The 13,163-nt window shown below is 63.0% G+C and carries 17 protein-coding genes and 1 pseudogene; 11 read left to right on the forward strand and 7 right to left on the reverse strand.

Annotated elements, in window-relative coordinates:
- The first annotated feature begins 188 nt into the window (after positions 1–188).
- The 4 genes and pseudogenes from IE191_RS18000 to IE191_RS21180 all read left to right on the forward strand — a co-directional run.
- On the forward strand, positions 189–494 hold the full coding sequence (locus IE191_RS18000) for a helix-turn-helix domain-containing protein (RefSeq protein ID WP_444544246.1): 306 nt from the start codon (positions 189–191) through the stop codon (positions 492–494).
- 213 nt (positions 495–707) lie between these two features.
- Positions 708–1,055, forward strand: a complete 348-nt coding sequence (locus IE191_RS21170) for a HipA domain-containing protein (RefSeq protein WP_505834994.1) — start codon at positions 708–710, stop codon at positions 1,053–1,055.
- A gap of 54 nt (positions 1,056–1,109) precedes the next feature.
- Positions 1,110–1,346 (forward strand): hypothetical protein, encoded by a 237-nt coding sequence (locus IE191_RS21175; protein WP_229815603.1) that lies wholly within the window; start codon positions 1,110–1,112, stop codon positions 1,344–1,346.
- A gap of 198 nt (positions 1,347–1,544) precedes the next feature.
- Positions 1,545–1,820 (forward strand): annotated as a pseudogene (locus IE191_RS21180) (IS630 family transposase); the annotation flags it as partial.
- Positions 1,821–1,972: 152 nt separating this feature from the next.
- Here IE191_RS21180 and IE191_RS18015 read toward each other — a convergent pair.
- Together IE191_RS18015 and IE191_RS18020 are read right to left on the reverse strand one after the other, a co-directional pair.
- The gene (locus tag IE191_RS18015) at positions 1,973–2,533 is read right to left on the reverse strand and encodes a GNAT family N-acetyltransferase (RefSeq protein WP_191325773.1); all 561 of its coding nucleotides are present in this window, start codon (positions 2,531–2,533) and stop codon (positions 1,973–1,975) included.
- A 284-nt stretch (positions 2,534–2,817) separates the two neighbouring features.
- Complete coding sequence (locus IE191_RS18020) at positions 2,818–3,684, reverse strand: LysR family transcriptional regulator (RefSeq protein ID WP_229815604.1); 867 nt, start codon at positions 3,682–3,684, stop codon at positions 2,818–2,820.
- A 95-nt stretch (positions 3,685–3,779) separates the two neighbouring features.
- On the opposite strand from IE191_RS18020, the gene IE191_RS18025 reads away from it, so the two are divergent.
- Entirely contained in the window at positions 3,780–4,241 is a 462-nt protein-coding gene (locus IE191_RS18025) for a cupin domain-containing protein (protein ID WP_191325775.1), read from the forward strand.
- Positions 4,242–4,280: 39 nt separating this feature from the next.
- On the opposite strand, the gene IE191_RS18030 is transcribed toward IE191_RS18025, so the two are convergent.
- From IE191_RS18030 to IE191_RS18040, 3 genes are read right to left on the reverse strand one after another with little or no spacing between them, the layout of a single operon-like run.
- A complete protein-coding gene (locus IE191_RS18030; RefSeq protein ID WP_191325776.1) occupies positions 4,281–5,213 on the reverse strand; it encodes an alpha/beta fold hydrolase in 933 nt (310 codons plus the stop codon).
- Positions 5,210–5,665, reverse strand: a complete 456-nt coding sequence (locus tag IE191_RS18035; protein ID WP_191325777.1) for a DUF1330 domain-containing protein — start codon at positions 5,663–5,665, stop codon at positions 5,210–5,212. Before IE191_RS18035 ends, IE191_RS18030 begins: the two co-directional genes overlap by 4 nt.
- 22 nt (positions 5,666–5,687) lie before the next feature.
- Positions 5,688–6,329 carry a DUF2239 family protein gene (locus IE191_RS18040; RefSeq protein ID WP_191325778.1) on the reverse strand — a complete coding sequence of 214 codons (642 nt, stop codon included), beginning with the start codon at positions 6,327–6,329 and terminating at the stop codon, positions 5,688–5,690.
- Between the two features lie 280 nt (positions 6,330–6,609).
- On the opposite strand from IE191_RS18040, the gene IE191_RS18045 reads away from it, so the two are divergent.
- Positions 6,610–6,894 carry a helix-turn-helix transcriptional regulator gene (locus IE191_RS18045; protein WP_191325779.1) on the forward strand — a complete coding sequence of 95 codons (285 nt, stop codon included), beginning with the start codon at positions 6,610–6,612 and terminating at the stop codon, positions 6,892–6,894.
- Here IE191_RS18045 and IE191_RS18050 read toward each other — a convergent pair.
- Positions 6,860–7,327: a tyrosine-type recombinase/integrase gene (locus IE191_RS18050; RefSeq protein ID WP_444544247.1), complete on the reverse strand. Its 468-nt coding sequence runs from the start codon at positions 7,325–7,327 to the stop codon at positions 6,860–6,862. The genes IE191_RS18045 and IE191_RS18050 overlap by 35 nt on opposite strands.
- A gap of 415 nt (positions 7,328–7,742) precedes the next feature.
- Complete coding sequence (gene guaA / locus IE191_RS18060; RefSeq protein WP_191325780.1) at positions 7,743–9,314, reverse strand: glutamine-hydrolyzing GMP synthase; 1,572 nt, start codon at positions 9,312–9,314, stop codon at positions 7,743–7,745.
- A gap of 611 nt (positions 9,315–9,925) precedes the next feature.
- Here guaA and gluQRS point away from each other — a divergent pair.
- The 5 genes from gluQRS to IE191_RS18085 are packed head-to-tail and all read left to right on the forward strand — an operon-like array spanning position 9,926 to position 12,869.
- Positions 9,926–10,801 (forward strand): tRNA glutamyl-Q(34) synthetase GluQRS, encoded by an 876-nt coding sequence (gluQRS, locus tag IE191_RS18065; RefSeq protein ID WP_191325781.1) that lies wholly within the window; start codon positions 9,926–9,928, stop codon positions 10,799–10,801.
- Positions 10,798–11,031: an HIG1 domain-containing protein gene (locus tag IE191_RS18070; protein ID WP_191325782.1), complete on the forward strand. Its 234-nt coding sequence runs from the start codon at positions 10,798–10,800 to the stop codon at positions 11,029–11,031. The genes gluQRS and IE191_RS18070 overlap by 4 nt, the downstream gene beginning before the upstream one ends.
- Before the next feature lie 18 nt (positions 11,032–11,049).
- A complete protein-coding gene (locus IE191_RS18075; RefSeq protein ID WP_191325783.1) occupies positions 11,050–11,610 on the forward strand; it encodes a cob(I)yrinic acid a,c-diamide adenosyltransferase in 561 nt (186 codons plus the stop codon).
- A 20-nt stretch (positions 11,611–11,630) separates the two neighbouring features.
- Positions 11,631–12,500 (forward strand): 3-hydroxyacyl-CoA dehydrogenase NAD-binding domain-containing protein, encoded by an 870-nt coding sequence (locus tag IE191_RS18080; RefSeq protein WP_191325784.1) that lies wholly within the window; start codon positions 11,631–11,633, stop codon positions 12,498–12,500.
- A gap of 48 nt (positions 12,501–12,548) precedes the next feature.
- Complete coding sequence (locus IE191_RS18085) at positions 12,549–12,869, forward strand: hypothetical protein (protein ID WP_229815606.1); 321 nt, start codon at positions 12,549–12,551, stop codon at positions 12,867–12,869.
- The last annotated feature ends 294 nt before the right edge of the window (positions 12,870–13,163 follow it).

Here is a 13,163-nt window from a genome sequence, read left to right on the forward strand (position 1 = left end):
TCCGACTCCTTCGTGGTCGGACTCTACCATCGGGCGGTCACATTTCAGGGGAGCACGTCACCGCGAACGGTAAACGCTGGGATCGACTCCAGTCGAGGCTAGAAAAAATGTAGTCTTGGTGCTACATATACTGCCGATCTGTAGTGCGGAGGTGGCAAATGCCTACTCCACATACCCCTCCTGCGGCCGTGCGCCGCGCCCTGCGGAAGCTCGGCGCGGATATCCATGACGCCCGCCGCCGTCGCAAGCTGCCTATGGCGGTCGTGGTGGAGCGTGCTTTCACATCCTGGTCGACCCTACAAAGGGTCGAAGCCGGCGACACCAATGTCAGCATAGGCATCTATGCCGGCGTGCTGCAGGCCCTCGGCCTGCTCGACGGACTGAGCCAAGTCGCCGACATCAGCAACGACAGCGTCGGACAGGCGTTGGCCAGCGCCGATCTGCCCAAGCACATCCATCTCAAGCGGTCATCCGGATCGTCCCGCAATGGCTGACTTCGAGGTTCATATCGATCTGGACGGCCGGACACGCTCAATTGGACTGGCGAGAAGCAATCGCGTCCGCGGCACGGAAACGATCCTGTTCGAATATGACGATACGTGGCTCGATGACCCGGACCGCTTCTCTCTCGAGCCCGCCCTTGCTCTGACCCGCGGCGCCTTCGCCTCTCCATCGCCAAGTTCCCGAAGGAGACCGACGACTACAGCATAGAGACTTGGGAGGAGATCGCGCTGCGGCTCGCCAGTCAGGCCGGTATCGCAACTCCCGATCATGAGCTGATCGATATCGCCGGCAAGGCAGTCATGCTCTCACGGCGCTTCGACCGCGATGGCGCGACCCGCATCCCGTTTCTGTCGGTGATGGCGATGATGGGCGCCAGGGATGGCGAGCGCGGCAGCTACCCGGAGATCGTCGACGCCCTCGCGCAGCACGGCGCCCAGGGAAAAACCGACGCCCATGCCCTCTACCGGCGCGTGGTCTTCAACGTCCTGATCTCGAACGTCGATGATCACCTGCGCAATCACGGCTTCCTGTGGATGGGAAAAGCCGGATAGTCGCTCTCACCGGCCTATGACGTCAGTCCCGTTCCAACCGATCTGAAGGCACGGGTGCTCACGACGAACATCGATCTCGACGAAGGCACCTGCTCCGTCGATCTCCTGGAGGCGGCGTCGGAGTTCTTCGCACTCACGCTGCCTCAAGCGCGCATCGTCATCAAAGAAGTCGCGGCGGTGACCGCGACATGGCGCGACGCCGCCAAGGCGGTTGGCGCTCGATCGGCGGAGATCAGCCGCATGGCCAGCGCTTTCGAGCATGATGATCTCAAGCGGGCGCTGGCGTTATGACGAGGACCTTCCTGCACAGTCTCGATCCGCCAGCATCCAGCCCTGTCACGGGCGCGACCGTCGACCTCTACGTCTCGGAGATCGAGGACGCCGGTATTTGCGAAGTGTTGCAGACGCCAGGGGCTGCATATGGCGCGTGGTCCATCCTCGACGCGGTGTTGACGCCAGCCGGCGCGGGCACACCCTTCATCTTCCGAGAAGGTCGATTACGTGCAGGTCTGGCGCTTTGCTCATACCGAAGGGCTGAGCTTCAAAAAAAGCGTTCTGCCGGCGGAGCAGTTGAGACCGAAGATCGCGCGACGGCGCGAGCAGTGGAAGAAGTACCAGGCGCGCCCTGATCCGCGGCGCCTCATCTTCGTCGATGAGACCTGGGCCAAGACCAACATGGCGCCGTTGCGAGGCTGGGCGCCGGTAGGCCAGCGCATCCATGCCAAGGTGTCATACGGTCTGGTCATCGCTGCCGGCCTCCGAATCCCAGCCAACAGTTTGAATCACAAAATTACCCGCTCGGGAATCCCAGACGATTCACTCAAACGTCATCACGCTCAAATGACCTGGCGGCTCTCACGGGGATGCGAAAACGCAGAGACTTGTGCAGTCCGTTCCGGCCAAAGTCGGGGCGCGGACTATCCCGCAGTCCGGGACGACCATTCCTCCGCCAGAAGCCCGTAAATCAGAGAATCCCGAACGCCGATATGCGTCTGCCATTCGGCCCGCAGGCGCCCCTCCAGCGTGAAGCCGAGCCTCGTCAACAGCGCGATCGACGGCTGGTTGTCCGGATCGGTATCGGCGAAAATGCGCCGTTGTCCCTCGGCGAATAATTGGTCGATCAGCATGGCAACAGCTTCGCGCGCATACCCATGCCCCTGTGCTTCGCGCGCAAGCAGATAGCCGATCTCGGAAACACCTTCGCGTTTCTGGCCTGCTGCCACGAAGCCTACGGCAAGCTCTTCACCTGACAGTACGATCGCCCATGAACGCCAGTTCGATTGATCGTCGTTGGTGAAATACTCCCGCAGGTCCTCGACATACTCAAAGGGTGCGCGAGACCACCACCGCATCATCTCTGGATCGGCCATCGTTAAAAATAAGGCGTCAGCGTCGGACGGACGGCGTGGGCGCAGTGTCAGGCGATGCGGCTTCGACGTGTCGCCGATCAAAGTCAGTGCTGCTTGTGGGAATGCCATTCTTACTTTCTTTCCGAATGCGTATGCGGTGCAAGACGACTAGACTCGATCAGGCTTGGCAGCTCACGCTCGAACAAGGTCGCCAGCGTCCGGACGCGAGAAGGTGTCGGTCGGAACACTGAATAAAGAAGATGAAGTCAAAGCCGGTCAACTCGAAGTCCGGCAGGATGCGCCTGAGGCGCCCGGCGCCGACGTCAGTCGGGCATCGTCGGCAAAGGCTGTGCGTTGCCCCAATAATGTGCTCCTGAATTGCAACGGATGTCGGCCGCGATGACGACTTATGTTCAGCGAAAGTGAGCACATATGTGATCAGCGAAGGCGCGCACCCTTGGCACCATGTCTGCTCGATGTGGAAACGTTAGATTGAGCCGCGTCGGGCGGAGCCCCGCGCGCGGGAGGAGCGGTTCGGCCTTGCCGGTCATAACGGCATCCTGGCACAATCCCTGCGGCAATATAGCGACACCAAAGCCATTCAACATCAGATCCCGGGCCAAGGCATGGCTATCGACCTCGATCGCACCGGCAGGCAGGGAAACACCACCAAGCACATGCCTTTCCAGATATCCGCGCAAGACTGGTTGCGGAGAGATGAAATCCTCCACCTCGCTGATATTTTCCGGCTGCCCCTTTCGCTCCAGCCACGATGTGCTCGCATAAAAAGCCCATTCGATGTCGAGCAACCGTCGTTCGATTGCAGTCTGGGCAGGATTCACGCCGACTCTGACCGCAATGTCGATGTTGTCCTCGACAAGATCCATCACGGCATTTGTCGACATGATCTGGAAGCGGACTGCCGTGTGGGCCTGCGTGAAGCTGGTGATTGCGCTCGCCAGCAACGCGGTGGGGAAGTCCGCCGGGACGGTCAGCCTGATCAGACCGCCCAGTACGCCATCTCCCGCTTGCAGGTCATCAAGCGTTCGGACGAGAACATCTACCGGACCCGACGCCTTGTCATAGAGGCGCTGCCCCTCGTCCGTCAGGGCAAGGGAACGGGTCGAGCGCTTGAGCAACCGAACCCCTAACGTTTCTTCGAGCGCCCTGACCTGAAGGCTCACCGTCGAACGCGGCGTGCCCGTGCGCCGGGCCGCTGCGGTAAACCCGCCAGCACGAACCACTTCTACAAAGGTCTGGATCGGATCAAGCTTCATCATTGTCCAGAATAGTAGATGATGATGGCATAACTTGTCAGATAATCGTGCTTGCTCTGATGGGATACCGTGGGTCCGGATCATAAGGAGACCACATCATGGACATCACCCCTCATCCCACTTCGCCTGCAAGCGGCGTACTCTCCTCTCACGCAACCGCACGCTTCTCGGGTATCGATGCCGAAATCCTGCTCGGTGGTGAAGCAGCTCCCATGACCGTCATGGCGATGACGGTCCAACCGGATCAGGGCGCACCGGCGCACATTTCGTTTGAGGAGGATAAGGTCTTCTGCATCAGCGAAGGGCGGTTGCTGTTCCTGATCGGCGCGCAGAAGATTGAGGTAAAGGCGGGAGATCGGCTCTTCGTTGCCAAAGGCGTCACCCATGGCTTTTCCGCGATGGGAGGCGTGGCGCGCGTGATGTTGGTATCGACACCCGCACGCCATGACCGCTTTTTCCAGGCCATGGATGCTCTGCCGGTTCCGCATGACCTCAACGACGTCCAGTCCGTCTGTGAAACATTTGGCCAGGCCATTGTTGGCCCCGTTGTGTCCTCGTAAAGTCTACTGGCACAGGGAATGAAAGGGCGGCGACCGGCGTCACCCTTTGGCCCTGCGCCATGGCCAGGTTCCTTCAGCCGACGATTGGCATGCCATCACGTTGCAGATCGCGTCGATGGTCCGTTCTTCAACGTCTCGTGGCAAATCATGACCCATGCCCACGATCGGTAGGTAAACCGCGTTCGGTATGGAGTGCGCCGTATCCTGACCGCAGGCGGGCGGGATCAATGGATCATCGACGCCGTGGATGACGAGTGTCGGGACCGTGATGTTTGCGAGGCGTGCTCGCCGGTCTCCAGCCACCGCCATGGCAGCGATCTGCCGCGCAGTGCCTCCCGGATCGTAGCTACGCCTTACTTCATCAAGGAGAATGGCGCGATGGGCCTCTTCATCGAAGGGATAACCCGTCCCGGCGATTCTGCGCGCGAACGCGAGGCGCACCGCGAGAAAGCCTTCCGGATCGATCATAGGATCAGGCGCAGGGCGCATCATCATCGCCATGACATCGGGTGCCGCCTGCGGCAGGACCGGATTGCCGGTGCTCGACATGATCGACGTCAGCGAAAGGACCCGATCCGCATGTTCGCTCGCGAGAACCTGCGCGATCATTCCCCCCATTGAGCGCCCGACGACATGGGCCTTGGCAATCCCGAGCGCATCAAGCAGGCCGATCGCATCCGCTGCCATGTCGTCAAGCGTATACGGCACATCAGGTCTGCGCCCGGCCATCAGGGCAGTTGCGAGCGCACCGAAATCCGGCGCGGGCGAGGCGCTGAAATGCGTCGAGTGGCCCGCATCGCGGTTGTCGAAACGGATCACGCGATAGCCTCGTGCGGCCAGCCCTGTACAGAAAGGCTCGGGCCAGCGGATCATCTGCGTTCCAAGCCCCGAAATCAGCAGGATCGTTTCCGCATCGGCATGGCCGAAACTGTCCCACGCGAGCTCGATGCCATTGGCCTTTGCAATATTCATGGCCTCGCTCCTGCGGCGGGTAGCGCCATTTCGGACAATGGCAGAAGCCTGGAATCCATCACCGCCGCCGTGCGGTGACCAAGTCCAGCGAGATAGCCCTTGTGGCTGGCGAAGGAGAGGAAGGACGCAGCACTGGCCTGCCTGACCATCATCGCCAGATCCCAATCTTCATCGGCCGGTCCGATCAGGAAGGGACCGCCATGGCCGAGAAAGAGGAGATCGCCGCCGGTTTCTCGTAAGAAGGGCAGCGTGTGCTCGACATAGATATTGAAAGCCTCAGCACCGCTGATCGGCCTGGCAGGTGCCAGCTCAGGGTGGTCCGAATAATCAGCGACAGCCCTGAAGCGCAGCAGGTTGAGCATCACGACGGGACCGGCAAGGTTGCGCTGTACGAACCTGCGGCCAGCCTCCTGTGTCGGTTCCAGGTAGGAAATGGGGTCGGCTCTGGTCATCGGTGTTCCGTTGAATGGCGGGTTAAGCGCTTTGGTTCTCGCCCGCGCCGAAGGCGAGACGCAGCGCATGGGTGCGGATGTCGTCAGGCCAAGTAGCGATCTGTTGTTCCAATGATGTCCGATCGTCAGCGAAGAGGGCCCGGGTCGCGTCTTCGTAACCGGGCATATCTCCCGCGATCGCCTGCATGAACTGGTACGCGGCCTCTTGCGCCGCCCGCCTCTGCTGGCGGGGGTTCATCGTTTTGCGCGCTTCGTCGACGAGACGCCTCAGCGTCGCCGACGCCCCGCCGGGCTGGTTCGTCAGCCAGTCCCACTGCCGGGGCAGCAAGGTCACCTCGCGCGCGACGACCCCCAATTTCGGTCGGCCTCGGGTTTTCTGGCTCTGGGCTTCATCCAATCCCGTCGGGTCGGACGACGAGTCAGTTTTGGGGCGATAGCGCCCCGCATAGGTCGTGGGGGGCTGGGAAATCCGTTCGAGAATATCGGCATCGCTGCCACGCAGGTCGAGATCGACGATGCGACCCGTTGCGTCGTCGAAAACGAGAACCACGTCCGCCAGGCCGGTCGATTGCCGAACGGCCTGGGCCACATCAGGAAGGAGACCTGAGAGCAGCAATCGATGCCCGACAAATGCCGTGCAGGTCTTGAGAGTGGGATCGGACATGGGGTGCTCACTTATGGATCGCCCAATTAATACCCGGATAAAATTTACTGTCAATTACACCCGGGTAGAAATATGCACTTCCCGTCGATCGCCCGTGGCCCAGGCGCTCATTGAGTCTCCAGATCAAGCATGGAACGGGAATGGCTTGGCAAGGGGATATGCCACAAGGAAACCCGCCGATGTGTACGCCATAGCCCGAAAGGACCGCACGGCACTTCAACGAGACTTCCCGTATCGACATCTATCGCCCTCAATCGCGTCAGCGAGCAAGGGGAAATGGATGACTCGAGTCGAACAGCTGAAAATTCGCCGGACAATCCGACGCCAACACCTGCGCGAAATGGTTCCGCTTGCCGACAGCTCCACCTATGAGATGGAGCAACGTGGCGAATTCCCGCGACGGTTTGCCCTATCTCCGCGCTGCATCGTCTGGGACTTGGCGGAGGTCGAAGCCTGGCTGATAGCACGGCGGGCCGCTCCAATCCGCCGGGCAAAACATCCCGACGTATCAAAACGGAAGTCGCGACCGATCAAAGAGCGGGATCAAGCGCGACCAGCGACATAGTCGGTGGCAAAAGAGTGGGGACATGCGTCCGGCCAGCAATCCACGCGTCGATCATGTCCGCCCACTCCTGCATCACATGACGACGCTGAACTTCGTACTCCGCTTTGTTGTAGACGCCGCGCGACGATCGGCCGTTTTCGTGCGCTAAGCATTTCTCGATCCCATCACGGTTGAAGCCCAACTCATTCAGCAGAGTCGATCCAGTCCGCCGCAGATCGTGAACCGTGAATGGTTCGAGCGGCAGCCCATCCTGTTTGGCCTGCTCCACAACCGAATAGGTGACACGGTTGAACGTCGCGCGGGACATTGGAGCATCGGCGTCGTACCGGGAAGGCGGTAAATAAGGTGAGTTACCGGCGCACGTCTTGAGCGCGATCATGATATCCAGTGTTTGGCGACACAGATAGACGTTATGCGCCTTCGACCGCTTCATTCGCTCCTTGGGAATCGTTCAAACGGTGTTCCCGAAGTCGACTTCATACATGCCGTCGCGGTCCGTCACCTTGTACATTTTCTCTTTAGGCTTCAGCGCCTTGATGGCGGCGTCCGTCAACATGCTGTGTCACCTCCAAAAAGTACCGTCACGCGGTTTTTTGGCGGTCTCGTCGGCAAAGTCTGCGTATTGTCAGCAGCTTAGCGTCAAAAAAGTACCGTCAGGAGCCTCATTTCCCTTGACGGTACTTTCAAATTTCGTCGCGATCAATATGGCCAAGGCCCGTCAGCGGGGCCGACGGCCGCCATCTCTGCCCACAGATAGGCATCGATAGATGCTGACAGGAATATTTATTTTTATCAGTGGGTTGGGTCGTGCATTGGCGGGGTTTTGGATATGCCCGGAGGGGCAAAAATCATTCCCACTCGATCGTGCCGGGCGGCTTGGACGTATAGTCATAGACCACGCGGTTGATGCCCTTGACCTCGTTGACGATGCGCGTCGCCACGCGGCTGAGGAAGCCGGCGTCGAAGGGATAGATATCGGCGGTCATGCCGTCGGTGGAGGTCACCGCGCGCAGGGCACACACCGAATCATAGGTGCGGTGGTCGCCCATCACGCCCACGGTGCGCACCGGCAGCAGCACGGCAAAGGCCTGCCAGATCGCGTCATAGAGCCCGGCGTTGCGGATCTCTTCCAGGTAGATCGCATCGGCCTTGCGCAGGATGTCGCAACGCTCGCGCGTCACTTCGCCGGGGATGCGGATGGCCAGGCCCGGTCCGGGGAACGGGTGGCGGCCCACGAAGATGTCGGGCAGGCCCAGTTCGCGGCCCAGCGCGCGCACTTCGTCCTTGAACAGTTCGCGCAGCGGCTCGACCAGCTTCATGTTCATGCGCTCGGGCAGGCCACCCACGTTGTGGTGGCTCTTGATCGTCACCGAAGGCCCGCCGGTGAACGACACGCTTTCGATCACGTCCGGGTAGAGCGTGCCCTGCGCCAGGAAATCGGCGCCGCCCACCTTGCGCGCCTCGGCTTCGAACACGTCGATGAAGGTCTTGCCGATGAACTTGCGCTTGGCTTCGGGGTCGGTCACCCCTTCCAGGCCTTTCAGGAACAGCGTGGACACGTCCACGTGGACCAGCGGAATGTGATAGTGGTTGCGGAACAGCGAGACCACCTGCTCGGCTTCGCCCAGGCGCATCAGGCCATGGTCGACGAACACGCAAGTGAGCTGGTCGCCGATCGCCTCGTGGATCAGCACGGCGGCCACGGCCGAATCGACCCCGCCGGAAAGGCCGCAGATGACGCGGGCATCGCCCACTTGCGCGCGGATTTCGGCAATCTTGGTCTTGCGGAATTCGGCCATGGTCCAGTCGCCGGCGCAGCCGCAGACATGGCGCACGAAATTGGCGATCAGCTTGCCGCCGTCTGGCGTGTGCACCACTTCGGGGTGGAACTGGGTGCCGTAATACTTCTTCTCGTCGTTGGCGATCACGGCGAAGGGCGCGCCGTCGGACACCGCGACGATGCGGAAGCCCGGCGCGAACTGCGTCACCTTGTCGCCGTGGCTCATCCACACCTGGTGGCGCTCGCCCTGGCTCCACAGCCCGTCGAACAGCACGCAAGGCTCGGTCACGGTCAGGAAGGCACGGCCGAATTCACCCGAATCGCCCGGTTCCACCTTGCCGCCAAGCTGGTGGCTCATCACCTGTTGGCCATAGCAGATGCCCAGGATCGGCAGGCCGCTGTCGAACAGCACCTGCGGCGCGCGGGGGCTGCCGTCGGCGGGCACGCTGGCAGGCGAACCCGACAGGATGATGCCCTTGGGCTTCATGCGGTGGAACGCCGCCTCGGCCTGGGTGAAAGGGGCGATTTCGGAATAGACGCCCGCCTCGCGCACGCGGCGCGCGATCAGCTGCGTCACCTGGCTGCCAAAATCGACGATCAGGATCGATTCGGGGGCCGATTCTTCGGGCTGGATGGTCATGGCTGGCCGATAAGGAAGGCGGGCCGAACTGTCCAGCGCCAGGCGAAAATTCCGGCCCGCGCCGGCCGCTGTGTCGTCCTTGCCGCGCATTGTGCCCAAACTGTTGCGCGTTGGCCACAATTCATATGGTTGCACGATATGGGTTGCGTTTTGCGCAACTGCTCCTGCCAGGATCGCACTTGTAACAAAACCGCGTCGTTCTATGTGAGCATCAGTTCGCGGCTCCGAGCCTTACCCTGCCGGCGCGACGGACTGAGAGGATCCTGCAAGGTTAACAAATAAAACTTTTCTACTCGCAGGAAATCAGGAGCATACCATGCGCAAGTTCGCAACCGTTATGCTGCCGCTCATCCTTGCTGCTGGTGTCAGCGGCGCGATGTTCACTGCCACGCTTGTCTAAGCGCTGGCGGCAGCACTGATCCATGTCCGGCCGGTCCTCTCAAGCGGCCAGGGCATGACTTGAATACGTACGAAGCCCCGCACCGCGATGTCACCGCATCGCGGCGGGTCTTAAAACGGCGGTCCGGCGGGGCCGCCGTTTTGCGTTTTTGGCAATTGTGTCTTTGCGGATACACTTGTTCCTGGGAGGAAACCTTCTACCCATCCCCGCCATGCCCATCCCTGCCGCGCCCACCCCCTCCACGATCGTCACCCGCTTTGCCCCCAGCCCCAACGGGCCGCTGCATCTCGGCCATGCCTGGGCCGCGATCGTCGCGCATGATCGCGCGCGGGCAGCAGGCGGCACGTTCCTGCTGCGGATCGAGGATATCGACGGTGTGCGCAGCCGGCCCGAACTGGCCGACGCCTTCCGCGCCGACCTCGCCTGGCTCGGCCTCGCCTGGCGCGAGGTAACCCCGCAATCGCGGCGCGTTGCCGCCTACGAAGCCGCCGCCGATGCCTTGCGCCGGGCCGGGCTGCTCTACCCCTGCCGCTGCACCCGCGCCGAAGTGGCCGCTGCGGCCAAGGCGCAAGGCCCCGATGGGCCGCTCTATCCCGGCACTTGCCGGCTTCATCCCGTCGAACCCGGCCCCGATGTCGCCTGGCGGCTCGACATGGCGCGGGCGATGGCCCTGGCCGGCCCGCTGGACTGGGAGGATGAGCGGCGCGGCGTGCAGCGCGCCGATCCGGCGCTGTTCGGCGATGTCGTGCTGTGGCGCAAGGATGCGCCTGCGTCCTATCACTTGGCCGCCACCGTGGATGATGCCGCCGATGGCGTGACCGTGGTCACGCGCGGGATCGACTTGTTCCGCGCCACGCATGTGCACCGCCTGCTCCAGGCGCTGCTGGGTTTGCCGGTGCCGCGCTGGCACCATCATCCCGTGCTGGTCGGGCCGGACGGGCGCAAGCTGGCCAAGCGGCGCGACGCGCCGGGCCTGGCCGAGCGGCGCCTGGCGGGCGAAGACGGACCTGCCCTGGCAGCGGCGCTGCGCTCTGGTCTTTTTGACACTGGCATTTGCCTGGCGGACGCCATAGACCTTGCGCCATGACCTATGTGCTCGTGCCCCTGCTGATCGTGCTCATGGCGCTGACCGTGTGGTCGCTGCTGCGGGGTGTCGTTGCCTTCCTGCGCACCACGCGCGAAGGGCTGGAGCGCGGCGAGGAAGGCATCCGCGAGATGCAGCTCTTGCAGAACCGCATGATGTTCAACCGCATCAAGTTCCAGGGCCTCGCCATCGTGGTGGTGATCGTGCTGCTGATGGTCGCCGGCAAGAACTGAACGGGTCCGTTCCATTTTATGGTCAAGCTGAACAAGATCTACACCCGCACCGGTGACGATGGCACGACCGGGCTGGTCGATGGCTCGCGTCGCGCCAAGCACGATGCGCGCATGGCCGCGATCGGCGAGGTGGACGAGGCCAACAGCGCGCTGGGCCTGGCCGCGCTGGTGGTACCGGCCGATGTCTGCGCCGAGCTGACGCGCATCCAGAACGACCTGTTCGACCTGGGCGCCGACCTTGCCACGCCGGGCGAGGATTTCGCGCCGGGCGAAATGACCCTGCGCGTGGTGCCGGGGCAGGTCGCCTGGCTGGAAAGCGCGATCGATGCCCGCAACGCCGCGCTGCCGCCCTTGACCAGCTTCATCCTGCCCGGCGGCAGCGAGGGCGCAGCGCGGGTGCACCTGGCCCGCGCCATCACCCGCCGCGCCGAACGCGCCGCCGTGGGCCTGGCGGCGGCCGAGCCGGTCAATCCATCGGCGCTTGCCTATCTCAACCGGCTGTCGGACTATCTCTTCGTGCTGGCCCGCGCGCTCAACGCCGGGCGCGACCCGCTGTGGGTGCCGGGCGCCAGCCGCTAACGCAAAAAGGATACTGGGGCATGCAGACCGTTGCCGTGATCGGGGCCGGGCAGATGGGCGCGGGGATCGCGCAAGTCATGGCCCAGGCCGGGCTTGCCGTGCTGCTGGCCGACGTGGACCTGGCGGCGGCCGAAAAGGGCCGTGACAAGATCGCCAAGGCGCTCGCCCGGCTGGTGGCCAAGGACAAGATCGCGGCGGCCGATGCCGAGGCGATCGTCGCGCGGATCACGCCGGTGGGCGACTATGCGCCGATGGCGGCGGCCGACCTGATCGTGGAAGCGGCGACCGAGCGCGAGGATATCAAGCGCGCGATCTTTGCCGCCGCCGGCAAAGTGCTGGCGGCCCACGCGATTCTCGCCAGCAACACCAGCTCGATCCCGATCACCCGCATGGCCGCCGCCTCGCCCGATCCGGCGCGGTTCATCGGCCTGCACTTTTTCAATCCCGTGCCGGTGATGAACCTGGTGGAAGTGATTCCGGGCCTGGCCACTTCGGCCGCCACGCTCGACGCCATGCGCGCGCTGGTCGGCCGGCTGAACAAGGAACTGGTGCTTTCGCAGGACGAGGCCGGCTTCATTGTCAACCGCGTGCTGATGCCCATGCTCAACGAGGCGGCTTTCGTGCTGGGCAGCGGCACGGCCAGCATCGTCGATATCGACAAGGCCTGCCGCCTTGGCCTCAACCACCCGATGGGGCCGCTGGAACTGGCCGATTTCATTGGCCTCGACACCTGCGTCGAAATCATCCGCGTGCTGCACACCAGCACGGGCGACAGCAAGTATCGCCCCGCGCCGCTGCTGGTGAAATATGTCGAGGCCGGCTGGCTCGGCCGCAAGACCGGGCGCGGCTTCTACGATTACAGCGGCGAGGCCCCCGTCCCGACGCGCTGAGGAACAGCGAGCAGGGCCATGCGTATCCTCTCCACAAGGAGAGACACGATGAGCAAGGACCTGCCCGATCTTCCCCCCGAAGCGCACAACGCCGAACAGGACGATGCGCCGACCCAGGCCCAGACCCTGGCCGATGAAGCGCTCGGCCGCGCCACGGCCGTGCTCGGCGCCGCCGAAGACAGCGAGCGCGTCAGCGGCGATGGCGATGAGCCGGGTTCCACGCCCGATCTGGTCGACCACATGAAGCAGATGGTCTCGTCGGGCCGCATCGACATGGGCGCCTATCGCGGCGAGCGCAACGATGACGACGAGGAAGGCGGTCTGGGCGAATCCGGCGTCGACGACGAGACGCCGCGCGGGGCGGAGTGAGGCGGGGCTTGGGGCGAAGGTAGACCGGAGGACAACACCTCTCCTCCGTTCGCCCTGAGCCTGTCGAAGGACGCCAACGCGGCGCTTGCCTGCTACCGGGCTTCGACAAGCTCAGCCCGAACGGGGATGTGGGAAAGGTCTGAAATCGATTGTTCCGAGGCCATCGCAGCGGTCGTCCGACAATCGCACTGCTTGGCGCCCTTCGACAGGCTCAGGGCGAACGGAAGTTTGGGGTGGCTTCACGGCTCCTTACGATTATGACCACCTGAACTCCGTTCGGGCTGAGCTTGTCGA

It is taken from the genome of Novosphingobium pokkalii, from assembly GCF_014652855.1.
Classification (GTDB): domain Bacteria; phylum Pseudomonadota; class Alphaproteobacteria; order Sphingomonadales; family Sphingomonadaceae; genus Novosphingobium; species Novosphingobium pokkalii.